The organism is Sphingobacterium thalpophilum (genome assembly GCF_901482695.1).
In the GTDB taxonomy this organism is placed as follows: domain Bacteria; phylum Bacteroidota; class Bacteroidia; order Sphingobacteriales; family Sphingobacteriaceae; genus Sphingobacterium; species Sphingobacterium thalpophilum.
This window is the reverse complement of sequence record NZ_LR590484.1, coordinates 1,935,657-1,959,400: the sequence shown is the minus strand read 5'-3', so window position 1 is coordinate 1,959,400 and position 23,744 is coordinate 1,935,657. Positions and strand designations below refer to the sequence as shown.

Genomic DNA, 23,744 nt, shown 5'->3' with positions numbered 1-23,744 from the left:
ATCTGTCCGTAAAAAAAATGCTACCACCTTTTAGTTATCCTTTTGGAGAGCTTTCCGAACCGCTGGAGCTATTTTATCTCCATAAATTTCAATCGACCGCAGCATTTCCTTGTGGGAAGGTGCCCCCACATCCATATGTGCAGAAAACCGCGTCAATCCAAATTTCTCCTGTATTTGCAAGATTTTGTCAATAGCATATGCTGCATCACCGACGATCAGGTGTCCTCTTGACGATCTGCCAAAATCATATTGCGTACGCTGATAAGGAGGCCAGCCGCGGCTAGCTCCAATACGGTCCATCTGTGCCGAGTATACCGGATAATAGTAATCAGCAATCTTCGCACTGTCATCACCAAAAAATGCATGCATATGGACGCCGACCTGAAACTTAGCCATATCATGGCCATTGTCTTCATATGCTTGGCGGTACATCTCAAATAAATGGTCAAAGCTTTCATACATACCGCCGATGATCGCGAACATGACCGGCAAGCCCAGCTTTCCGGCACGGATCACCGACGAAGTCGTCCCACCTACAGCAACCCAAATAGGCAGCGCTCCCTTCTTCGGTCTCGGATATATTTCCTGATTGATCAAAGGGGCCCTAAAGTTGCCGCGCCATGTAATCGGATGCTGTTTATTCAACCGCAGCAAAAGTTCAAGTTTTTCTTCGAACAGCTCCGCATAGTCTTTCAAATCGTAACCAAATAAAGGAAATGATTCAATAAAGGATCCGCGGCCAGCCATGATTTCCGCCCTGCCATCTGAAAGGAGATCAACCGTCGCAAAATCCTGAAATAACTTGACCGGATCAGCCGAACTCAGTACCGACACGGCACTGCCGAGCTTAATATGTTTTGTTACGGTCGATGCTGCTGCCAAAACAATTTCGGGCGATGCAACGGCATAATCCTGCCGGTGGTGTTCGCCAATGCCAAAGAAATCCAGCCCAACCTGATCCATCAGCTTGATTTCCTCAATTATTTCTCTCATCCGGTCTTGCGCCGCCTGTATCTGACCTGTCACAGGATCGATCCGCGAATCTCCGAACATACCTATTCCTAATTCCATATGTCTTTTATTTTAAAACTCATTCAAAAATAGTACCTCCGTTCAGCAAATAAATTGATCTAGGATAAGAAATACGGTCTGCTGCTCCTAACACGCTCGCACTAATCAATGGGTTTCATGACTTTGGTCAAAGCCGCGGGAAGCTGTATCAAGTCGAAGTCGTTATCAAAAATAAGATATTTATTCTCCCAGTACGTCGCATATTTCTCCTTAAAGTCGCGTAAGCTGTGGAAATGTCTGAAATTTCCCAATCGGTCAGAAGCAAATTTCATGATTTTTTCCGCAGGACTATCCGTTGTGTTCAAACCGGCCATCGGCACCATCCCCAGATTTAGGTAACGATAACCCGCGGCCTTGGCGTGTCGTATGAGCTCAACGATCAGGGCATCCATACTACCGCCCGGAGCTTTACACGATTTGCGAATCATATCGTAGGTACATTCATTTTTAACATAATCTGGAATAATATTCAGAAAGGCTACGATTTGTCCTTGTTCGTCACGCAGGACGAGGATATCCTGCGAAGCGAGCTCCTCGGTGTTAAACATACCCTGAGAAAATACCATCTCTTTTTTATTGAATTCCTTTAGCCATTCGTCGGAAACCTTCCTTAGCTGCTCCAAAAGCGATGAGGTATGCGGTGCCTGAAGTAAGCTCGCTGTATAACCTTTTTTCTGTATGGCATTGAGGCCATTACGCAGCGACTTACGATCTTTGCCCTCCAGCGAAAAGGCACCCAGCTCCAGAATCGCCTCCTGCCCAATCGTAATTTTCTTTTTTCGCAGGGACGAAAAATGCACAAGACTATTTTCATCGACCCGATAATAGACAGCCTTTAGCCCATTCGCATAGCAATAACGATCAAACTCCTGCACGAGCTCCTCTTTATCCCCTTCCTCACACACCGGTTCGTCCAGTACGATCGCGAACTCATTGGCCAATCTGTACGCTGTAAAACCCTCAGAGACCTCGGAGAAAAAAAGACTTTTATCTTTCGACAGCTTAAAAAAATCCATTGGCGACCGGCCGAACTCCTGCAGCAGCGCCTGTGCACGCTCCTGCTCCGTGGTACCCGACACTTGGTTGCGCAATAGCCGCGGACGAGCCAAGGCGTAAATCAGGATGAACCAACAAAAAATCCCTAATATTTTGGTGATACGCAAGAATTCCTGGCCGAAGCTAGTCTGCGGCATTAAATCATCATCCGCAAATAATAGAAAGCTTCTCGCGGTATGGTAGATCGACTGACGCCAGGTAAAATCCACTCCGAAGTGTTGTTTATCGATAAAATAAAAACTGAGTACGTCGAATAAGCACACACCGGCCAGCGCGACAGCAAACGTTACAAATCCTATGCGTACCCAACTGATATTACTCTTGATGCGATATTGCTTATAATTGATCCCCAGCAAGACCATCGTTAGTAGAGCTATTGAGGCCTCTTCATAATCCAATGCTTTAAGCACATGCCCGAAAAACGAAAGGGCACTAAAGATTAAAGCTACCCAGAAAGCAATGCGAAAACCTTTAATGAGGTAGGCGGCGGTAAGCAGCAGGCCCACGCCCAATACGAGCACCATAAATTTGGATGCGTGTATAGCCTCCAGGGGCAGATAAAACCGGTCCAGTTTCATGCGGTCAGCCAATGGCGGTGTGAGCACCGATATCACATTGACCATTCCCAAGAAGAATATCAGCAATGCAGGTCCAATACGCGCCAGCAGTTCTTTACTTCTCCAGGAAAACGCAATGATTCCTAGCAATAAAGGTAGCCAGAATTCGAATACCCGATACAGCACAGTAATCCCTAAAGCCGCGGTCTGTGGATAACCATACGCCTTAAAAATATACAGCATTGTAAGTTCTACCGCTCCGAGCCCCCGCAAAAATGGTGATACGATCATCAATATGACCGAAACGGTGTAAGCAATCGCAGCAGCCTCAAAAGAATGATCCAGTCCCAGGGCATACATACTGACGAATGCATGTGCTATGCCGCAGCACTCGACAACCATCGAAGCGACCATCGTTGTCAATAAGTATTTCAATTTGATTTCACCAGAAAAGATCTCGTCGATGTTGGAGGCCACCGCCGGAAATTTAGATTCCATCCATTGATAAATGCCCTTATGTGTCCGAAAAGACCATACCAGCCAAAAGACGAAGCCCAATAACAGTCCCAAAATCAGCAATGATATCCATGCATCCCCAAAATTCTTATTGTTCCAGACAGTGTATAGAATGACCGGCACCCCAATGATAAAAACAGTCAGCAGACCGATGTAGCCGTATAATGCCCCCGCCTGGTGGATCTGCGTCGTATTTAGGCTCTGCTTTCTTAGTTGTGTCGTGGTATAAGCCAGTGCACTGATACCTCCAGCCGGAAGAAATACACTGAGCAAATTCCTTTTTAAGAACAGATCAATAGCAATACGGAGATTAATGGGCAGGCCTATCGCTTTAAAGCTTTGCACATACATAACCCCCTGCAACAAAACATATAAAATGGTTATGCCCATGCCGACCAGAACCCAGGTTAAATCTGCCGATCGCAGCTGCGGAACGATCGCGGACAGTTCTTTCCGTTCATTGCGAAGAAAGACAATGGCCAACAAAATGACCAATACAGCGATGAGCTCTTTCCAATAGGTCTTTGGAGAAAAATGCCGAATGCGTTGAACGAAGTTCCTACCCATATCATTGTTTATTGACTAATCATCGTATCTAGTATAAACACCCGATAAAGCTAATCGTTTGAAAATGACAAATTGTTAAGTTTTCGTCAATTCTTCTGACATTTATCACTAATTTTCCATCATGAAAGAGAAAAAGGTCTTGTTCATCGGGTTGGTATGGCCAGAGCCTGCATCATCTGCAGCAGGTTTCCGCATGATGCAGATGATTGATACATTCAGGGCACAATCCTACCAGATTACCTTCGCTTCGGCCGCAGCGAAATCTCCCTATAGTGCCATCTTAACAGACTTGGGCGTTAGCGAGCAGCCTATTGTATTGAACAGCGACAGCTTCGACCGCTTTATTGCAACCCTGCAGCCCGATATCGTGGTGTTCGACCGCTTTATGGTTGAAGAACAATACGGCTGGCGCGTGGCCCAGCAATGTCCCGGGGCACTCCGTGTCCTTGATACCGAGGATCTGCATTTTCTACGCCAGGCCCGGCATAGCTGTGTCAAAAAGAAAGGTGATTTTTCATTCGATGAGTTATTTACGGATACGGCAAAACGGGAAATTGCTGCTATCCTGCGGTCCGACTTATCGTTGATTATCTCTGAATCGGAGATGAAGATACTCACGGAAGTATTTCATATATCGCCGAATATTCTCTATTATCTCCCCTTTCTCGAAGAAGAAATTACAAGCACTAAGGTACATTCCTGGCGGCCTTTTGCCGCTCGGAAACACCTGCTGTTTATAGGCAATTTTATACATGAGCCCAACTGGCATACCGTCCAGTATCTAAAAACGCAGATTTGGCCACGCCTACGCAACATGCTGCCACAGGCTGAGCTCCACATTTACGGTGCTTACGCAACACAAAAAGTCCTGCAACTAGACAATCCAAAGGAAAATTTTCACGTCAAAGGCCGGACAGAATGTGCACAGCTCACAATGGCCAACTACAGGGTGTTGATTGCGCCAATCCAGTTTGGGGCAGGCGTAAAAGGTAAATTCATTGATGCAATGCAGACCGGAACACCCTCTGTGACCACCTCTGTTGGCGCCGAAGCCATGAGCGGATCACTTCCCTGGAACGGCTTTATCGAAGACGATCCCGAGGCCTTCTGTCAAAAGACAGTAGAACTATATACTGATCCACTTATTTGGGAAAAGGCGCAAAACAACGGGATACAAATCATCAATGAGCGATATGAAAAGAAAAAATATCAAGCTGATTTCATGACCAACTTATCTCTATTGAAAGTTCAATTAGAAAAACATAGACAGCAAAATTTCATTAGCCAGATACTGTTGCACCATACCTTGCAGAGTACCAAGTATATGTCCTTATGGATTCAGGAGAAAAATAAACAGGACAATTAGTCGACATCCCGCCACCATGGGGCATAGAGGGTATCTAATCGGCTTAAATCCACAAGCTCCCCAATTTTGGGCGTGATTAGTCTGCTATGCTCCTTTTCTGCCACTTCATAGAACTTCTCCATGGGTTCTTTCCATCCATGCAAGGCCAACGCAAATTTCGAGGAGTGCACGGGCATTGTGGCTTTTGCCTGCAGGTCTTTTGTTTCCAAGGCCCATTCCTCAGGCAACGAATGAATATAATGCCAAGCATCGTTATATTGACCGTTCTCCAGAATGGCCAGGTCAAAAGGTCCAAACTTATCTCCGATCGTCTTAAAATGCTTGCCATAGCCACTATCTCCACCAAGGAACAGGTTGTATCGCGGAGTACGTAGCACAAAAGATGTCCACAATGTACTGTTGCGAGTAAATCTACGTCCCGAAAAATGTCTCGCAGGTGTAAAGGTCAGCCGAACATCAGCGTCAAGATCCACCTGATCATACCAGTCCCCTTCAATAATCTGTTCAGGACTGTAGCCCCACGCTTCGAAATGTGCTCCTACACCCAATCCGCAGATCACCCGTTCCACCTTGTCACGCAGTTTGATTACTGTTTCATAGTCAAGATGGTCGTAATGGTCATGAGATATCAATAGATAATCTATCTTCGGAAAATCAGCTGCGGTATAATCCACAGCCAATTTAAAGGCCCGGTTACTTCCGGGAACAGGAGACGCATTGTCGCTGAATACGGGATCGATCAACAAAAGTTTTCCGTCAATCTTCATTAAATAAGATGAGTGCCCAAACCACACGACAAGATCCCGAGACGGCAGATTCTTAAGGTCACATTTTACGGCTGGCACTATCCCCTGTGGCTTCAGTCCGGGTTTCTTATTAAATAGAAAATGCCACAGTAGAGAAGCCATATTCACATCCTCCTTCAATGCTGGAGTGATTTCCAGATTATGGAAGATCCCATTTTTAAAGTGTGGTGAGCGTCGCATCCGTTCGAGCCGGGCACCTGTAGGACTTCCGCCAAACATCGGATGAACAAAATAATAAAGGAGCCCACTGACCAGAACGATCAGTAGCATTCCTAAAATCAGCCATCCAACAGTTCTCATCAAAAATTATTCTTCCACATCATGGACTCCACAGGGCGAACGGTCTTGCCGGTATATTTGGCGTTTCCTTTTGTATTGTAAAAAGTCTCTATTTCGCCTTCTACAGCAAAATAAATCAGCTGACCAATTGGCATACCGGCATAAACCCTGACCGGCTGTGCCACCGAGATCTCCAGCGTCCAAGTATTACAGAAACCAACATCTCCTTTGCCTGCCGTCGCATGAATATCAATCCCAAGGCGGCCGGTACTGGACTTGCCCTCCAAAAAGGGTACATGCTTATGTGTCTCTGTATATTCGAGCGTTACCCCTAAATATAGCGTATTGGGTTCCAACACAAAGCCCTCTTCCGGAATTTCGAAATGGCGGATTTCATTATGCTTCTTTGCATCAAGTACACGATCCGCATACGTTGCTAAATATTTACCCAAGTGTACATCGTAGGAATTGGTCCCTAAGCACTTACGATCAAATGGCTGAATAACAATACTCCCATTTTCGATCTCTTCAAGAATTCTTTTGTCCGATAAAATCATGTGTATTCTTATAGCGAGAGCATCAGGCAACGCTATGTAAATTCAAAAATACAGTTATCCCACAAATTTTTACGTTATTTTTTTATTTAAATGAACCGTCTCCACTGACAGGTAGGTTCACTTCTACAGCCAGAATCCCCTTCCCTCAATGCTGTAATCTGCAATTTGTTTACTACATTTGGATATGAGTCTAGTGTATTTACGTGAAATCGATGAACAAACCAAGTTTGCTATCTGGCGCATCGAAGAGTCGGATGAGGACCTCTTGTCCAAACTTCAGCTAGATGAACGTGAAAAAGCCAAGCTAGCCTCTTTTAATAAAGGAAAACGGCGGCTGCACTGGCTCGCAACCCGTGTGTTATTGCGTACACTTCTCAACACATCAAAGTACATTGACTGCCCATCCGATGCCAATGGAAAACCCTATCTCGTCAATTTTCCACAAAAAATCTCGCTTTCCCATTCTTTCGATTATGCCGCCGCCATGATCAGTACAAGAGGTGAAGTGGGGATCGATATGGAGATTATCAAAACGAAGGTAGAGCGGATTCAGCACAAATTTCTCAAACCTGCTGAGCTTGATTTCATCAGCCGGGGAGTAAACCAATATGAGCAGTTGTACGCCTGCTGGTGCGCCAAAGAGGCGATCTATAAATTACAGGGGAACTCTGGAGTTTCCTTCCTAAACAACATGACCATTCTGCCCTTTGAATACCAGTCACAAGGTCTTCTACAATTGGTGCTCAATCACAATCAAAGGCAGTGTATTTTCGATGTGCATTACGAAAAATTCAATGAATATATGCTGGCCTATGCCGTTGGCGAGATACTTTAAAAAAATAATTTTTCTCAAATTCAACGAATTAGCATCAGAGCAATACTTTTTTTTTGCGCTTTTTGAAAAAGCCTCTATATTTGCAACATCAAAACAAAAAGGCCCGTTCGTCTAGGGGTTAGGACGCAAGATTTTCATTCTTGAAACAGGGGTTCGATTCCCCTACGGGCTACACATCTTGAAGTCAAAACATACAAAAGCCTGCAAATTAAACGTTTGCGGGCTTTTTGTTTTTCAGTACCTACAAAACTTCTAAGAATTCCCAAGAAAAAAGTGAGTCATTCAGTGAGTCATTTCCTCTAGTATACTTACTCACTGATAATACCTTAACTGATTAAAAATCAACATGTTTAAAAATAAGACATCTTGATCCGTTTTAGTTGCAAGGCTACATTTGCATCGAGTTTCATTGTCTTTTTTCAATGGCGATGCAGAGCCTTTCCCGACTTTCGGGAAAGGGTTTTGTTTCACTTAAATGATATTGTCATGAGTACAAATTATTCCTTGCTCTTCTACTTGAAGAAACCAAAAAATTATGTTAGCGGTCCCAAAGCTATCTACATGCGGATTACCCTCGATGGTATCCCAAAAGAAGTGTCTACAGGGCGGGAGTGTGATCCCTCCAAATGGAATTCCAAAGCCAATCGGGCAAAGGGCCATCATTTTAATATAAAGTTATTGAAAGGATCTATATGAATCCCACAGGATTTGTTTGCCTAATTTATACAATCAATCTAAGTATACTGTCCGGTATACTAAAAAGTGGCTTTATGCTATCATTAAGCGAAAAGAGTATCCCCGGAGGATACTCTAAACCCCATTTTATGCAAATGGGGCAAGAAGAGTAGGGCTCTGCCCAACTTCTGCTTGCTCACTTGTATCGTCCTATTATGGGTTTACAACTTGCTCACTTGCTCACTTGTATCGTCCGATTATAGGTTTAAGACAAGATGGATTTTTATGCATTTTGTTGATTAAAATTTAAAGTTTATTTTTAAGCTTCCTAAGTCACGAGTAAAAAATACTATTGGTTCAATATTTTCTAGATCTTCTTTGTCTATGATCCCATCATTAAGAAGATTGATCAATAATTTATTAGAGTATTCATCTAAATTTTTCCTAAGTTTTTCGCTCTTTTCAACTAAAGCTTCAAAAAAGAAAATGGGCCGAGGGATAATATACGAAATAACTATTGATTCAATAAGATTTACCTCTGTAGCCTGTTTACCGAAATAGAACATACATCCATTGTTTAACCCATAAATATTTGGTCCCATTTCAATAATCTCAAAATATATATCTAATATTCTTCTTTTGGGAATTTTAAAATGATTCTCTATAAGAAGTGCGATTATTACCTCTTCAATTTTTCGAAATATCATTCTTTCATTGGTTAAAAACAAGTTTTTGACAACCTGCATTGTAATAGTGCTTCCTCCACGAACGACTCTTTTTTCGTGAAAGTTACGTGCAATTGCATACCCTAAGCCAAATTCATCAACACCTCTGTGATGATAGAAATTAGGATCTTCTGAATGAACTAAAACCTTGCCTAAAAGACTTTCGGAAAGGGATTTATTTACTTCAGCAATTGGAATAGTTTTCGTCCCGCCTTGAAATCGAAAATCAAACGGGTAATTTAGGTAACTTAATGAAATTCCTGGTAGAATAGTTGCCCTTTCATCGACATCTAGAGACAAATGAAAATCGTAATATAAAGGATTAGAGATCAAAAAGCCTAGTCCGACCTTAAGAGTTAATTTTCGGTCTGATTGTAACTCTTTAAGGTCTTGAACATATAAATCTGGGATTAGTTTAATTATATCTTGGGGGTAAAATTCACAAAAGAAACTGATGTTAAAAAAGTCTTTATCATTTATATCCAAATTGGATATAAAATAACAGATAATCTCATCCAATTCGATTCTTGACAATTTATCAAGATAAATGATGTTTTGACTGAAAACAATGTTGAAAAGAATTTTAATTTTGTTCACCTTGATGTATTTTAAACTTTCCTTTCTTTCGTTTGCTATAAGACCTCTAGATTTAATTCCTATTTTTAGGCTTTTCGTAATTATATCCAATTGAATTAAACAAAATACTGATTTAATATTTATCCGATTATTGGAACTATACGTGGGTACGATTTTGAATATTATCTTTTTGGGGAGGAAATTTATTGATAGATCTGCATATTGAGGGTCACTTATCTTAGCCTTTAGTCTATTTTGGATCGAAATTATGTCTTTTATATAAATAGGGCTGCAGCCTTTATCACCGAAATGCAGTTCTTCAATCTTAACATCAACGAAGCGGATTATTTTGTAAATTCGAGGTATAAAATCAAATATTTTTTCCAGAAATTGTTCTTCTTTTATGGCTGTGGAGCTAGGATATTTTTTGGAATTGGAAGTTTGCTTTATAAAACTTAAAACTTTAACCTGAATGTTTGGACGAAATCTCCAATTATTAATAAATCGAATGTTAATATATTCAATTGCAATAGAGAATCTGCGGTGTCGGATTAATATATTGTCGCTTTGAAATCTGAGAAGATTAAAATTATCATTATTAAACACAGCTGAGATATTAAAGTGGGATTTAATAAGCAAAAGAAATTCCTGCTTCGCCTTATGCTTGCTTTTTTTAGCGTTCAACAGGCAAAAAAATAAATAATTGAACAGTGTTATAATAAATTTATACCTCATTATAAGTTAAAATAGCGAACATGCAAAGATATATTTCTTTATTAATTTATCAGAATAAACCCTTACAATATAAATAAGATGTTTATGCGTTATTTTGTTACTTTAAAAATATTTACTAAATTAAACGTTCTTATTTGTTGTTTGGTAAATTTTTAAAAATGATTTTGATTTTTAGCAAATCTGAACTTGAGCCATCTACGAATATGGTAATCGACTGGCTAGAGTACTATAAAGCGGATTATTTACGTATCAATGGCAATGAAATATTTGAACGGTATACATATCAATTAGAAGATACCTGGAAAGTCATTGATTCTACATCAATAAAAGTTATTCCAGAACCTGACTTAGTAAAAGTTGTATGGAATAGAAGATGGCTTGATCAATCATACCTACGACTTCAAAGTTCCAAATTCAAAGATTCGCGCCTGGCTAATCAATATAATCAATTTGTCACTTCAGAATATCGGTCTCTAAGGAAATTTTTCAGCTATTATTATCGCAAGAGTTTTTGGATAGACCCAGAGTCGGCAATACAGGTCAATAAATTAATGGTACTAGAAAAAGCTAAAGAATACGGTCTTGCGGTTCCCTTAACACTGGTAACCGGGACAAAAAATGAGTTAGGTCATTTTATGAGAAAATTCGGGCCCATTATTGTAAAGAGTATATCAGAAATGTCAGCATTTACTATAAATGGCAAAGGATATAATATGTTCACAAGTATTGTTGATAATAATTTTATGGAGCTTCCAGAGTTCTTTTTTCCTTCCTGCTTTCAAACATGCGTTAACAAAGAATATGAAATACGGACATTTTATTTTTTCGGTAAATGTTATTCTATGGCATTATTTTCTCAAATGCACGAAGCTTCTAGCATTGACTTTAGAGCTGACTATAAAGAGGATAATTTTAAAGAAGCTCCTTACAAATTACCTCTGGAAATCGAAAAGGCAATCAATAGATTAATGGATAATTTAGGCTTAAACACTGGTTCACTGGATTTAATATATACTCCTTCGGGAGAGTATGTTTTTTTAGAAGTTAATCCAATAGGTCAATTTGGCATGGTTTCATTGCCATGTAATTATGGATTAGAAAAAATAATAGCTGAAAAATTAATTGAATTAGATAAAGTCAATGATGAAAAATAGGAGTTTAATTATATCAAATGAATTAAAGGACCCGGATGATATTTTTATAATTCCCGCTGTATGGTTCTTTGCACAGCCGATTGCCGAATCTACCGCTCCATCTTATAAAAATAGGTCTGGTTATTCAGCATTTTATGATGATAAAGCATATTTATATCATATTTTTCAAAAAAAAATTAGTCAATTGAGAGATGAACAATAATATGTATTTGGTTTTGTTTCCATCCTGTAAACTGGTTAAAGGTGCAAAAAGAAGTATAATCTGTGATCTAAAGTCTGGTGTTTACGCTACCGTGCCACATTCCTTATATAATTTGATAGAAAACCTTCTTTTTACGCCGTATGACAAATACAAAAATTCTTTGAGTGAAAGTGATCAGGAGATACTTGAAGAATATAGAGAGTATCTAATAGAACATCAATTTGCTTTTTTTACTTCTAATCCTAATAACTTTAGCGTTATCAACGAAGAATTTTTCACACCGTCAATTGTAACTAATGCAATTATAAAGGTCGCAAAGACATCTTCACATAATTTTGGATATTTGTTCTCACAACTGTCTGATCTTGGTTGCAAAGCCATTGAGTTTAGATTTTCTGACATAGTGTTAAGATCTGGGTTAGAGGAGATATTAGATCTTTTGAGACAAACTCGTGTTCAATCTGTAAATCTATTCCTAAAATTTGCATCCTATCTTTTGATTGAGGGAATTCGGGATCTAGTGGATAGATACAAATTTATTACTTCGATAAATATTTACAATTCCCCATTTACATCAAATGATTATATTGATAATACGCATACAACAATTAAATATACCATAGGTAGTAACGTAGATAACTTATGTTGTGGAGATATTTCACCATCAAACTTCGCGGTAAATATCCCTATGTATACCGAGGCCTTAAAATACAATACGTGTCTAAACCGAAAAATCAGCATCGATGAAAGTGGTGAAATTAAAAATTGCCCTTCTTTGAATTCTTCATATGGAAATTTAAAAAATGTAAGATTAGAGGAAGTAGTTTTTAACGATGATTTTAGAAAAATGTGGGAAGTTAATAAAGATATTATTTCAGTCTGTAGGGATTGTGAGTTTCGCTATATATGTTTAGACTGTAGAGCATTCACCCATGGATCAAATATTTATGGTAAACCGGAAAAATGTAAATACAATCCTTATGAGTGATATTTTGACAAAAAACAGTATTCCTGTCTACATTATAAATTTAGTTGAAAGAAAGGAAAGACGAGAACATATTTTGGGGCAATTTAAAGAATATCCCGAGTTTTCTCCACAGATATTTACTGCTGAAAATCATACTATTGGATCGTTTGGCCTTTTGAGAACATTTGAAAAAATTTTATTAATTGCAAAAGTAGAAAACCATGATTACTTTATTATTGCAGAAGATGATCATTGTTTTACGAAAAATTATAAAAAAAATTACATCTACAGTATTATAAAACAAGCTAAAGGTGTAAATGCTGATATTGTGTCTGGGGGAATTAGCTCTTTTGAAACGGGAGTATGTATATCAGATAATTTGTTTTGGCTGAATAAATTTACAGGAGCACAGTTTTTAATAATAAATAGAAAGTTTATTGAAACATTTTTCCTAGAAAGCTTTAATACCTCAGATAGGCTTGATTTGTTTATTAGTCGATTAAGTAGTAAAATTTTCACAATTTATCCATTCATTTCTATGCAGAGTTTTTTTGGCTATTCCGACGCTACTCCTGAAATAATGCAGGGAAATATAGATGTGAAAGAACTATTTTTAAACACAGAGCAAAAGTTGGATAAGTTTATGTATATCAAAGATTATTATGAAAAATTTAATTAAACCAATTGTTTTGTTTGTTGCATCAATATTTGCATATATAAATGTTTACGGTCAAATAGATACCATTTTAAGAGATAAAATCAATCAAATGGCGAAGAAAGATCAAGATTGGATGATGAACCCTCCTAAAAATGCTAATGGTAATGACTATTTTTTTAAAAGAATGGAAGAAATATATCGTGAAAACTACGAGGATGCAAAAGTCATTTTCTCTAAGTTCGGTTTTCCTGGATATAACAAGGTTGGAAAAGACGGTTCAGATAAGTTTTGGCTGGTCGTTCAACACTTAAATAAATGGCCGGATTTTCAAACATTGGTACTAAAAAAGATGGCAGCGGAAGTAAAAAGAAAAAATGCTTCTGCTGATAAGTATGCATATTTATTGGACCGGATAAATCTCAATAGTGGGGAATTGCAAATATATGGTACACAGATTTGGTATGACATCAGGTACCACAGGACATTTCCCTATCCGGTTGTAGATATCAAAAGAGTTAATAAACGAAGAAAAGCTGTGGGTTTAGAAGCTCTCGAAGTTTATTTGAATACCACAACAGAATCACATTTTGCTCTAAGGGATTCTATAAATCTAAGATCCGGAGTCAAAAAACCTTGGCTTTATAAAGTTCCTTCGCACATGTTTGGTAAGTACTAAATTGAATCAATGTATGGAAAAATACAATTCTCTTTTAAACGGTGCTATTTTCGTTTCCAGCAACTGTGGGTTACATATAGTCTTGAGACATGCTGACGGAAGTATAACCCGCGAAAAGTTATTGGAGGCTTTTATAGATAATAAATGGGAAAAATTACTTTATTGTGTAAGAACATCCATAGAGCGAAATTTGGATTATTTAGTAATTTGTGACGAACAAATATTTCACTCTATAAGTGACAATTTAAGCCTGATAGACAAAATCGCCTCATTAAACAGAAATCGTAGGGTTTTAGAAGGTATTTTTTTCGCTTACTTGTTCTCTAATGACGTAATCCAGATAAGTACGGACTTGTTTTGGACAGACTATGTGATTGGAATTCAAGGAGCACTGATATTTAATCAATCATTTACAGCGATATTAAATCAAGATGTGCCAACCAATCTTAAGTTTGATATTCAGTTGTCTGAAACTTTAAAACACAAATTATTAACATCAAGTAATTTAGGTTCTATAGGTTTTATTAAGAATTATTCTGAACTCTTTGAGAATGAAGATTTAAAGATTTTATATGAAGGCAGCAAACTTCAGATTAATCTATCAAAACAAGTCTATGATAATTACCATTTTGAAAAAGGAAATTTAGATAGTCAGATTCGTTTTATTCAATCCCAATACCACAAAATCTATTTAAATTATTATCGTATAAAAGAAAGTTTGATCTCAAAACTGTTAAGCTATGAATGATTCATTACAAGATATTAGAGAAAAAGAATTAAAAATATTGGATGAAATAAGGAAACAGAGAGTGAGAAATGGCTTTACACAAGAATACATCGCCATGTTGCTTGGGATCTCTCAATCACAGTATAATAAAATGGAGAGCGGTATTGTAAGTGTTAAACTTGGATATTTAATTAAAATTTGTAGAGCCTTAAAAATTTCAGGGATCACATTTGACAGCAATCCGAATCCAACAAAGTCCTCCGTGGATATTATATCAAGTGTAAAAATTATTGAAGACGCTTTGCTCAACATAAAAAACAGGGTAGCGAAAAAAGAATAATGAGATACCAAGATTTAAAATAGCAAGATAAAATCCTATCCGAGGTCTTATTAAGGGGGCATATGAGTTGGAAACGGAACGTTTTAGATCCAGCTCATTTGAGCTAAAAAATATTTAGCTCCCAAAATAAGAACGGTAAAATCAAGAATTGATTTTACCGTTTTTATTTAACTAGGCATCACCGTCACCATAATCGGTTATGCCATCTCCTGATGTGTAAGCCTCTGTTCCCGTTCCATAAGCTAATCCACCATGAATTTTCTTCAAGTTATCCTTTTTGATTTCAAAGAAATCAGGATTGTTTTTGATAGATTCGAGTGTTTGTTTTTTCTCTTTCATTAGTTTATAGTTGCTACCAGTCAATGCTCCAGTGCATTGACGTTGTCTAACGTTAAAGATAAGATTATTAATTTTTAATATTATTCACCTAAGGAATTATATTATTTCTTTTAGTATGTACTTGTTTGAATTTTCACTGCAACATGCTATCAAATACGTTTTTGTAATATCTCTTTAAAGCAATTTCCCAAAATAACTTACCTGTTTTGTTAGACATACTTGTTTTAAGACCAAATTAAAAATGTTAAATTAGTTGTTATAATATGGAAAATAGCAAGTTTTCAGCACATTAATCGTTAACATTCTCAAGGAATATGAATCAGTTAAGTCTACAAAGGATATTTGTAATGAACATCCTATTTCAGCTCCCACCTTCTACCAATGGAAATAGAAGTACGACGGTATGGACGCACAGCACCTTAAAAAGCTAAAAGCACTTCAAGAACAAAATGCTCGTCTAAAACGGATGTTTCAGATCTAAGTTTGGATCACGAATTTAAAAGATATAATTAAAAAAACTCTAAAGCTTTGTGAACGCAAAGAGCTGGCCGGAATGATAACTCTTACATTTTTTAAGTATAAACAGAGTATAATAAACAATAATATTAAATAGAAAGTGCTAAAGAAGTTTCCTCATTACAAACAAATGGATATGATGGATTGCGGTGCAACCTGTCTCCGTATGGTTTTTAAATACTATGGGCAGTCGGTTTCTATTCATAAGATTCGAAAACTCTGCCAAACTACTAAATACGGGGTCAATATGTTTGGTATTTCCGAAGCAGCCGAAAAGCTGGGATTTCGAACTTATGGAGTGCAATTGAACTTAGAACAACTTGGTGAAGTTGAATTGCCCTGTATCCTGCATTGGAACCAAAATCATTTTGTAGTACTTTATAAAATAAGAAAAGGACGATACTATATTTCCGATCCCGCAACTGGGCTAGTCTCCTATGGGGAAAAAGAGTTTGCCAAAAACTGGTATTCTACTAAGGAGCTACATTCAGGATTATCTCTACTGTTGAGCCCTAGTCCAAATTTTTATCAATTAGATGATGACGAGGCTGAACTTACGCTGGAATGGGGCAAAATGTTCACGTATTTCTTTAGATATAAAAGGCTTTTCATACAATTGTTTCTAGGAATGATTCTTGGAACTGTCCTGCAATTAATCACACCTTTTCTAACTCAATCCGTCGTCGATATTGGGATTAATACTAAAAACATCAGTTTTATAAACTTAATTCTAATTGCTCAGCTTATGCTCTTTATTGGATCCAGCTCTGTTTCTTTTATTCGGTCATGGATCATGCTACATATCAGTACTCGAGTTAATATTTCAATTTTGACAGATTTACTAATCAAAATCATGAAACTTCCAATGTCATTCTTTGATTTAAAAACTCATGGCGATTTAATGCAACGGATGTCAGATCAACAGCGTATTGAAACGTTTCTTACAGGAGATACCTTAAACACCCTGTTTTCCTTAATCAATATGTTAATCTTTGGGACTTTGTTAGTGATATATAATAAAACAATCTTTATAGTGTTTTTTGTGGCAACTATTCTATATACTTTATGGATTTTGTTTTTTATGAAATATAGAAGAGAATTAGATCATAAACGATTTAAGATAGGCTCTGAAAATCAAACTTATATGGTTGAAATGATACAGAGCATTAAAGATATCAAACTTAATAATGCACAAAAGCAGAAACGTTGGGGATGGGAGGCATTGCAAGCCAAATTATTTCAATTTAAGGTAAAAAGCTTAGCCCTTTCACAATATCAGACTTTTGGATCAATGGCAATCAATCAGACCAAAGCAATTTTAATTACTTATATAAGTGCCAAAGCAGTTATAGATGGTGAAATTACCCTTGGCGGGATGATGGCAATACAATACATTATTGGAATGGTAAACGGTCCCGTAGAGTCGTTGTTAAGCTTTATGCAATCATACCAAGATGCCAAAATCAGCATGGAAAGGTTAAATGAAATCTACGAGACAGAAGAAGAAGAAGATGTTCGAAAAGATTATCTTTCAAAATTACCAACGAAAAGAGATATTGAAATTCGCAACCTAACCTTCCGTTATTACGGTGCAGGTAATGAACCAATATTTAATAAGCTTAATCTTACCTTTCCTTCCGGAAAAACAACAGCAATAGTCGGGACGAGTGGGAGTGGTAAAACAACTATCTTGAAGTTGTTATTGCGATTTTACAACTATGAGGAGGGCGAGATCCTTGTTGGTGGAAAAAGGTTGGAACATTTAGATTTTTCTTTGTGGCGAGACAGTTGCGGGGCTGTATTACAGGACAATTATATTTATGCTGATACTATTGAACGAAATATCACAATAAATGATGAGTTTCCAAACGAACAACGTTTACAAAATGCAATCACAATAGCAAATTTAGATGAATTTATTGCAGAGCAGCCTTTTGGAATAGCAACAAAGATCGGAACTGCTGGTAAGGGAGTTAGTCAAGGGCAACGGCAGAGACTTATGATTGCCCGGGCTGTATATAAGGAGCCGGAATTTATTTTTTTAGACGAGGCTACCAATTCTCTCGATGCCAACAATGAAAAAGTAATAATTGAAAATTTGGATCGTTTTTTTAAAAATAGAACGGTCGTTGTTGTTGCCCATCGTTTAAGTACAGTCAAAAATGCCGACAATATTGTAGTGATTGAGAAAGGAGTAGTTGTCGAACAAGGGACACATATAGAGCTAACTCAAATAAAAGGAAGATATTTTGAATTGGTAAAAAATCAGTTGGAGTTAGGAAATTAAAAAATGAAAAAATCTAATTTGATGCAGGAAGATCTTCATTCGGAAGATTTACAGGAAATTATTGCTAAACCACCATCTTGGTTATTGAAATGGGGGATTTCTTTAATATTAGGAACGGTGATATTGATCTTGGGACTATCCATGTTTATAAGATTTCCAGAAATGGTGACGAGTTCTTTGAAATTTAATAGTATAAATGCCCCGAAAGTTGTAATGAGTCGAAATAACGGCACCCTTGTCAAAATACTGGTCAAGGATGGGGATTGGGTAAAACCAGGTACCGAACTAGCCTATCTAGAAAGTACTGCAGATCATAGTCAAGTGACAATGCTAATCGAACGACTACAAAATTTGAAGAGAAAAGAAACCGATAATTATAACTTAGAAACTCTAGTTGCTCCAAATAAATTAAGCCTGGGAGAATTACAAGGAGGGTACCAGAATTTCTATCTTGCTTATTTGAATTATAGAGCTGCAAGCGATGACGGAATCTATCAAAAACGAAAAGGAGTTTTAGAGCAGGAAAGAATTAATTTAGCGAGACAATATGAAAAAGTATCGCAATCTTTTAAGCTGCAGCATCAACAACTAAAACTTGCTGAAGAAGAATTCGAAAAATATCAGCTGCTCGCTCAAAAGAAAATTATTAGCCCTTCTGAACTCAGTCAAAAAGAGTCTCTACTACTAGCAAAAAGACAAACTATTCCACAGATGGAAAATAATTTGATTGCTTATGAAGGTAATATACTTTCTAAAAAAAGAGAGCTATCAGATCTTAGCAATCAAATCAATGAGGAGCGCAAAAAATTTGTACAAGCACTAAATAGCTTTTTAAGCGAAGCTGAAACTTGGAAACGGCAGTATATATTAACGAGTCCCGTCAATGGGAAGCTCATATATGGATCCTTTATACAAGAGAACCAGCCGGTCAAGGTGGATCAGCCACTTTTTTATGTCAATCCAAATAATGACCAGTATTATGGAGAACTTCTGCTTCCTCAAGTGGTATCTGCAAAAGTTAAAAATGGACAAAAAGTATTGATCAAAGTTCGTAGTTACCCCTATCAGGATTACGGCTATTTAAATGGAAAAATAGATTATATTTCGGATATACCAATGCAGGACAGTGTTTTCTTTGCGAAAGTGTCACTAATTCGCTCATTGAAGGATTCATTGATTATTTTAAAGCCTGGAATATATGGTGATGCAGAAATTATTACTGAGGACAAATCAATTTTTAAAAGAATATGGGATAATTTAACAAAAAATCTACAGTTTAATACTTAGTTTTGGAATATTTAAAATATCAATTTCATCAGACTTGGACATAATGTAAATTCATAATGTAATGCCCTCTGAAATTAGCTCCGATTATTAGCGTAATTTTTATAATAACAGGACGATACAGCGCAGCAAACAGAAGTATTATATAAACAAGATAAATATAAAAGATGTCGTTATTTTTTACTAATTTTATTCGAAGATCTTGCAGCTAAAATGTATGTCAAACTAGTGAGTTATTCGATGAGTAGGGAAATGGGAGGTTTGTAAATTCCTGAAAAATAGATAGATGCAAGTAGGGTTCGATTCCCCTACGGGCTACGGATAAAGATATCAAAAGATGCTAAAACCCTGCAAATGTAGATTTGCAGGTTTTTTTAATGCAATCAAAACGCCAAAATATGGGATCAATCCGAACTCTTGGGGGGAATAATAAAAATTTCTTAGTTTAGCATTTTTAATACAGATATCCTTTGCAAGAGGCCGGACGTAAATTACTATCCCTATTAATGCCCGAAGGACTTTTAGAATATTTCCAGATTTTGGAAGTCGATCAGGTAGACCATCATCTCCACATTTATCTGGATGAGCTTAATATTGCTACAGCGGGCTATGAGAACATCAAGTTGGAGTCCAAGGGCTTTATACCTTCCGCCCAGATTTCCCGATCTGGGGACATCGGGTTACGCTACATATCCGTCGTCGTTGGACCGTTCCAGACACCGGAGAGATTATCACAAGGGATTGGAGCCTAGTGCGTGAAGGTGCTCGAATGACAAGGGAATTTGTTTCTTTTAAAGAAGATATTCAGATAATCATCCTGTCAACGCCGATTTAGTCGAAAGATGCGTATCTTCCAAATCAAATATTGATTATGAAAATATTAAATGTTGTTTAGTTATGAAAAAATTTGTATTACTAATCATAGTATGTTTTGGCATTACTTTGAAAGTTCGTTCTCAAGCATTTACATATAAAGAAGGAGTGACCTCTTCTATTGTTTCCTTTAGTACTACCTATCTTGATCATACCTATAAAAAATTATTTGAAAAACATCCGGAAATAGAATCTGTTATTGTCTGGTTTGAAGAAGGTAAACCTTCAGTCATCCGAATTAATGACAAACTAGTTAAGGGAACTTTTTATGATATGGCGTTCAAAGGTGATGTTTTAGATCTTCAAAATAAATATGGGGTACTGAAGTTCACATTCCCCAGATTATCAGTAACTAAGCTATATGGAATGGAAAACCTAAGTTTTCCAACACATTGGGTATTTACTTCAAAGATATTTCCAAATAGTGTAGTGCAATCTTACCGCTTTAATTCTGGGAAGAAATCATTAATATTCACAGGGTGGGCTGCGCGGTATAATGGGAATTATGCGGATATTGAAAAACAAATTGCGGATGGATTACAAAACTTAAAGAATGCGGCTGCGTCTGATTCAGAAATCGTATTACAAGGAATCTCAGAAAAAGGAACATCCCCGCAGTCACTTAGTGACTTAAAATTGATTGTAGGTAAAAAATCTTCATTTTCTGAAATGGCCTTACGAGTATTTGGAAATAAGAAAAATAAATGGTCTTCTGCTATTTATGATTCTGGCGTAAATGGCAGGTAGACATGAGCAAACTGAATAAATGTTATAAAGCAATCTATGGTGAAAGTCTAAAGCAAACCTGGAATAAGCATCTGATTCAAAAAGCAAAAGAGTTGCTGCTGGCGGGACATTCGGTCAAGAAGTAAGCAATTATTGTGGGTACGGGCAACAGCAAAATTTTTCGGCTCTTTTCAAGGGAGTGTAAAGCCTGCAAATTAAACGTTTGCAGGCTTTTTTGTTTTTCTGTATCTACAAAATTTACACGTATTTCCTTACTTTAAAATAATGTTGTAGCATGGATCTAATTTTACCAAAAATATTTATGTGTAATTATTGTGAGCTATCTGAGGTGATATTTTCCAATAACTCACATAATAGTTCAATTTAGTGTCTATATTAATACAACTATTAGATATTTGAGATACTAAATTTGAAAGAGACCTCAATAAGTAGAGGCCATTTCAATGGTATTATTTGGAGGCACAGTATTTATGAATTACGTGGCATTGCATTATGCTAATAATCTCGTGTAAGTTCCAGAGTTTTGTTATATTGTTCTGAGTATAGTTCATCCTTTAGTATTAATTTATTTTCAGCAAATTCAACCACCATCCAGTCGCCTTCTAGCTTGTTACTTTGTAATCCCCAAATTCTTAATAGTTTACCTTCTACATCATAGTCAAAGCCGCCAGTTTGTGTTTTCTCATATTCATATCTTCCCACTTTATCATCCAGAAATAGTAAGCTGATTTCTTTTTCGTTCGTTTCATCCTTGAAGTTGACTCGAAGTGTTCCCTTCCATCCAGTCTGTTTAATATTATCCTTACTGAATTCAAATATAGGTTTAGACGCTTCATCTTTATTACAGCCAGATAATATAAAGCCGACGAAAATAATCATAATATATACTGCTTTTTTCATATTGTATTAATAAATTAAATGTAATATAATAAAAAATTGTTCTACCAACGAAGTTGGCAGAACATTGAATTACAAACCAATTATTGTGTATCGTTGATAGAGATTCGTCATGGAAATAGCCTTTTCCTGTAAGGTATCGAACCAATCCTTCATTCCATAGACTTCCAGTATATAGTCGTCCAAATAGAAAGAATATGCAGTTAAACCCACTGGATCATAAATATACCACATATCCGATTCTGTGTTATAAAATTTAAGCATTCGACTTTCGCTAATATTAGCAATATTGATACTAAGTGGAATCCGTAAAAAAGGTAGGATTATTGTGTTTTCGTTCGACTTAATCAAACATTGATAGAAATTCATTTTTTCATTTGCGATTGCTTGACTTTTGGCCGCAAAAATGGAGGAGGTATTATTGGCCCTTAAATCAGCGTCCGTAGCAGTGGCTGAAGCTCCTTTTCCTAAAATAATCTTATCTCCTTGCCTTGTATTTAAAACAGCGGCAATATCATAGAGGCGTTCCCCCGATCCTGTTGTTCTCACCAAAACTTTTACAATTTCTATGAACGGCTCAACAAATGTATTAGTGTTAAAATATCCTAAATGGGTATCCTGCAGCCTTCTTTTAAAATTGGCTTCTAACATAAAATCAGAAATAGGATTAAGTCCCTGATCCGCTAGTCCAGAGAACGCATGATTACTTACATTGTTCAGAGAAGAAAGCCATTGAGAAAGATCAATATTAGAGTTTTTTATTTCCGTTGGCGGTGTCCGAACCTGAAAGTCATAAGCTCCACCAGTTGTCTCAATAATATAAGATGCCGACTCAATGTTCGACTGAAATGAACTACCGTTGCCTGTATTTCTTCCAAAACCGAAATTGGCACTTACAGAGTTGGTGGTATCGCCCTTTCCTCCCCATTTGTAAGATGCGGTAATATCAGTTTGCATATCTTTTTCCTTATTTGTAGAGTCGACGCTAAATTTATGAGTCCCATAGTATGTAGCACTCGCTCTCCCTCCAGAGTAATATCCTGTAATTACAAATGGACCATAAGTATTTAAAACATCAACAATCGTAGAATTGTAAAGATCATCCAAAAACCAACTGTCCATATATCCTGACGCGATTCTCCTCATGCTACTCGGGGATAAATCCATTCGATACATCGCATCTCGGACTTCGATGTTTAATTGCCCACTTACACTGCGTGACGTTTCCATCGTATTATTCGAGAATTTCTCTGTTGTGGTTCTCTTGGCGCCTAAGCTGAATAACCCCAAATTGAGGCTAAATCCAGCAGATACTTTTTTTGTAATGTTAGTCCAACTAGCATATCGCTGAAAATCAGAGAATGCAAAAGATTCAATATTGGTTTTCTTAATGGGGTCTTTTACTATTAATCCGTTTGTCTGAAGTTTATTAAAATCAAGAATTTGTCTTCTGACATTATCAACGCTTCCTAGAATACCATTCCCTACTGTGTAACCACGTCCCGAATATTCATCTATTGGTAATGTGGTAGAATTTTGCGTATTGAACTGATTTGTGCTCTTCTTTTTAGTTGACCTAGACAACACTCCCGGGAGTTTGGAGCTCCTCGCCTGAAGTATGATATCCTCAGTGTGTTCCTGTCTGATAGTATCGTTGAAAAGATCATTTTGCTTACAGGAAACGATAAGCGAAAGCAAAGCAATATAGATGAAGTATTTTTTCATTTTTATGTTTTTCTGTGCTAAATTATTCCTC

At 37.2% G+C, this 23,744-nt stretch carries 24 protein-coding genes and 1 tRNA gene; 17 read left to right on the top strand and 8 right to left on the bottom strand.

Features of this window, described 5'->3' with window-relative positions; genetic code table 11:
* Positions 1–30: 30 nt before the first annotated feature.
* On the bottom strand, positions 31–1,071 hold the full coding sequence (locus FGL37_RS08400; RefSeq protein WP_028071015.1) for an Atu2307/SP_0267 family LLM class monooxygenase: 1,041 nt from the start codon (positions 1,069–1,071) through the stop codon (positions 31–33).
* Positions 1,072–1,172: 101 nt separating this feature from the next.
* Positions 1,173–3,767 carry a phosphatidylglycerol lysyltransferase domain-containing protein gene (locus FGL37_RS08395; RefSeq protein WP_028071014.1) on the bottom strand — a complete coding sequence of 865 codons (2,595 nt, stop codon included), beginning with the start codon at positions 3,765–3,767 and terminating at the stop codon, positions 1,173–1,175.
* Positions 3,768–3,888: 121 nt separating this feature from the next.
* On the opposite strand from FGL37_RS08395, the gene FGL37_RS08390 reads away from it, so the two are divergent.
* Complete coding sequence (locus FGL37_RS08390; protein ID WP_028071013.1) at positions 3,889–5,133, top strand: glycosyltransferase; 1,245 nt, start codon at positions 3,889–3,891, stop codon at positions 5,131–5,133.
* Here the strand turns inward: FGL37_RS08390 and FGL37_RS08385 are convergent.
* Positions 5,130–6,239 carry an MBL fold metallo-hydrolase gene (locus FGL37_RS08385; protein ID WP_081817933.1) on the bottom strand — a complete coding sequence of 370 codons (1,110 nt, stop codon included), beginning with the start codon at positions 6,237–6,239 and terminating at the stop codon, positions 5,130–5,132. The genes FGL37_RS08390 and FGL37_RS08385 overlap by 4 nt on opposite strands.
* Complete coding sequence (gene dcd / locus FGL37_RS08380) at positions 6,239–6,775, bottom strand: dCTP deaminase (RefSeq protein WP_028071011.1); 537 nt, start codon at positions 6,773–6,775, stop codon at positions 6,239–6,241. The genes FGL37_RS08385 and dcd overlap by 1 nt, the downstream gene beginning before the upstream one ends.
* 184 nt (positions 6,776–6,959) lie before the next feature.
* On the opposite strand from dcd, the gene FGL37_RS08375 reads away from it, so the two are divergent.
* From FGL37_RS08375 to FGL37_RS08365, 3 genes are all read left to right on the top strand, one after another.
* Positions 6,960–7,610 (top strand): 4'-phosphopantetheinyl transferase family protein, encoded by a 651-nt coding sequence (locus tag FGL37_RS08375; RefSeq protein WP_028071010.1) that lies wholly within the window; start codon positions 6,960–6,962, stop codon positions 7,608–7,610.
* Between the two features lie 100 nt (positions 7,611–7,710).
* Positions 7,711–7,782: transfer RNA gene (locus FGL37_RS08370), tRNA-Glu, on the top strand.
* Between the two features lie 314 nt (positions 7,783–8,096).
* Positions 8,097–8,306: an Arm DNA-binding domain-containing protein gene (locus FGL37_RS08365; protein ID WP_028071009.1), complete on the top strand. Its 210-nt coding sequence runs from the start codon at positions 8,097–8,099 to the stop codon at positions 8,304–8,306.
* Between the two features lie 278 nt (positions 8,307–8,584).
* Here the strand turns inward: FGL37_RS08365 and FGL37_RS08360 are convergent, their stop codons facing one another.
* Positions 8,585–10,270, bottom strand: coding sequence for a biosynthetic peptidoglycan transglycosylase (locus FGL37_RS08360; RefSeq protein ID WP_160169522.1), 1,686 nt, complete (start codon positions 10,268–10,270; stop codon positions 8,585–8,587).
* Positions 10,271–10,455: 185 nt separating this feature from the next.
* Between FGL37_RS08360 and gwsG the strand changes: the two genes are divergently transcribed.
* Genes gwsG through FGL37_RS08325 form a run of 7 tightly spaced genes read left to right on the top strand, consistent with a single transcriptional unit; the run spans position 10,456 to position 15,045 of the window.
* Positions 10,456–11,475: a grasp-with-spasm system ATP-grasp peptide maturase gene (gene gwsG, locus FGL37_RS08355; RefSeq protein ID WP_150113828.1), complete on the top strand. Its 1,020-nt coding sequence runs from the start codon at positions 10,456–10,458 to the stop codon at positions 11,473–11,475.
* Positions 11,462–11,677, top strand: coding sequence for a hypothetical protein (locus tag FGL37_RS08350; RefSeq protein ID WP_138096745.1), 216 nt, complete (start codon positions 11,462–11,464; stop codon positions 11,675–11,677). Before gwsG ends, FGL37_RS08350 begins: the two co-directional genes overlap by 14 nt.
* Positions 11,667–12,665 (top strand): grasp-with-spasm system SPASM domain peptide maturase, encoded by a 999-nt coding sequence (gwsS, locus tag FGL37_RS08345; RefSeq protein ID WP_028071005.1) that lies wholly within the window; start codon positions 11,667–11,669, stop codon positions 12,663–12,665. Before FGL37_RS08350 ends, gwsS begins: the two co-directional genes overlap by 11 nt.
* Positions 12,658–13,323, top strand: a complete 666-nt coding sequence (locus FGL37_RS08340; protein WP_037533920.1) for a glycosyltransferase family protein — start codon at positions 12,658–12,660, stop codon at positions 13,321–13,323. Before gwsS ends, FGL37_RS08340 begins: the two co-directional genes overlap by 8 nt.
* On the top strand, positions 13,307–13,978 hold the full coding sequence (locus FGL37_RS08335) for a DUF6624 domain-containing protein (RefSeq protein ID WP_051607146.1): 672 nt from the start codon (positions 13,307–13,309) through the stop codon (positions 13,976–13,978). The genes FGL37_RS08340 and FGL37_RS08335 overlap by 17 nt, the downstream gene beginning before the upstream one ends.
* Before the next feature lie 13 nt (positions 13,979–13,991).
* Positions 13,992–14,726 (top strand): hypothetical protein, encoded by a 735-nt coding sequence (locus FGL37_RS08330; protein WP_028071003.1) that lies wholly within the window; start codon positions 13,992–13,994, stop codon positions 14,724–14,726.
* Positions 14,719–15,045 (top strand): helix-turn-helix domain-containing protein, encoded by a 327-nt coding sequence (locus tag FGL37_RS08325; RefSeq protein ID WP_037533918.1) that lies wholly within the window; start codon positions 14,719–14,721, stop codon positions 15,043–15,045. Before FGL37_RS08330 ends, FGL37_RS08325 begins: the two co-directional genes overlap by 8 nt.
* A 171-nt stretch (positions 15,046–15,216) precedes the next feature.
* Here the strand turns inward: FGL37_RS08325 and FGL37_RS25355 are convergent, their stop codons facing one another.
* On the bottom strand, positions 15,217–15,384 hold the full coding sequence (locus FGL37_RS25355) for a hypothetical protein (RefSeq protein ID WP_160169521.1): 168 nt from the start codon (positions 15,382–15,384) through the stop codon (positions 15,217–15,219).
* Positions 15,385–16,000: 616 nt separating this feature from the next.
* Here FGL37_RS25355 and FGL37_RS08320 point away from each other — a divergent pair.
* The 6 genes from FGL37_RS08320 to FGL37_RS25920 all read left to right on the top strand — a co-directional run bounded on the left by FGL37_RS08320 (position 16,001) and on the right by FGL37_RS25920 (position 21,216).
* Positions 16,001–18,187 (top strand): peptidase domain-containing ABC transporter, encoded by a 2,187-nt coding sequence (locus FGL37_RS08320; RefSeq protein WP_081817932.1) that lies wholly within the window; start codon positions 16,001–16,003, stop codon positions 18,185–18,187.
* A gap of 3 nt (positions 18,188–18,190) precedes the next feature.
* Entirely contained in the window at positions 18,191–19,474 is a 1,284-nt protein-coding gene (locus tag FGL37_RS08315) for an HlyD family secretion protein (RefSeq protein ID WP_028071001.1), read from the top strand.
* Positions 19,475–19,977: 503 nt separating this feature from the next.
* Positions 19,978–20,223, top strand: a complete 246-nt coding sequence (locus tag FGL37_RS08310; RefSeq protein ID WP_051607144.1) for a hypothetical protein — start codon at positions 19,978–19,980, stop codon at positions 20,221–20,223.
* Positions 20,163–20,306, top strand: coding sequence for a hypothetical protein (locus FGL37_RS26200; protein WP_424541299.1), 144 nt, complete (start codon positions 20,163–20,165; stop codon positions 20,304–20,306). Before FGL37_RS08310 ends, FGL37_RS26200 begins: the two co-directional genes overlap by 61 nt.
* Before the next feature lie 62 nt (positions 20,307–20,368).
* Positions 20,369–21,091 (top strand): zinc-binding metallopeptidase family protein, encoded by a 723-nt coding sequence (locus tag FGL37_RS08305; protein WP_028071000.1) that lies wholly within the window; start codon positions 20,369–20,371, stop codon positions 21,089–21,091.
* 2 nt (positions 21,092–21,093) lie between these two features.
* Positions 21,094–21,216, top strand: coding sequence for a hypothetical protein (locus FGL37_RS25920; protein ID WP_262709450.1), 123 nt, complete (start codon positions 21,094–21,096; stop codon positions 21,214–21,216).
* Positions 21,217–21,586: 370 nt separating this feature from the next.
* Here FGL37_RS25920 and FGL37_RS08300 read toward each other — a convergent pair whose 3' ends face one another.
* Both FGL37_RS08300 and FGL37_RS08295 read right to left on the bottom strand, forming a co-directional pair.
* Positions 21,587–21,991: a hypothetical protein gene (locus FGL37_RS08300; RefSeq protein ID WP_028070999.1), complete on the bottom strand. Its 405-nt coding sequence runs from the start codon at positions 21,989–21,991 to the stop codon at positions 21,587–21,589.
* A gap of 69 nt (positions 21,992–22,060) precedes the next feature.
* On the bottom strand, positions 22,061–23,713 hold the full coding sequence (locus FGL37_RS08295) for a BSAP5a family pore-forming toxin (protein ID WP_028070998.1): 1,653 nt from the start codon (positions 23,711–23,713) through the stop codon (positions 22,061–22,063).
* Between the last annotated feature and the right edge of the window lie 31 nt (positions 23,714–23,744).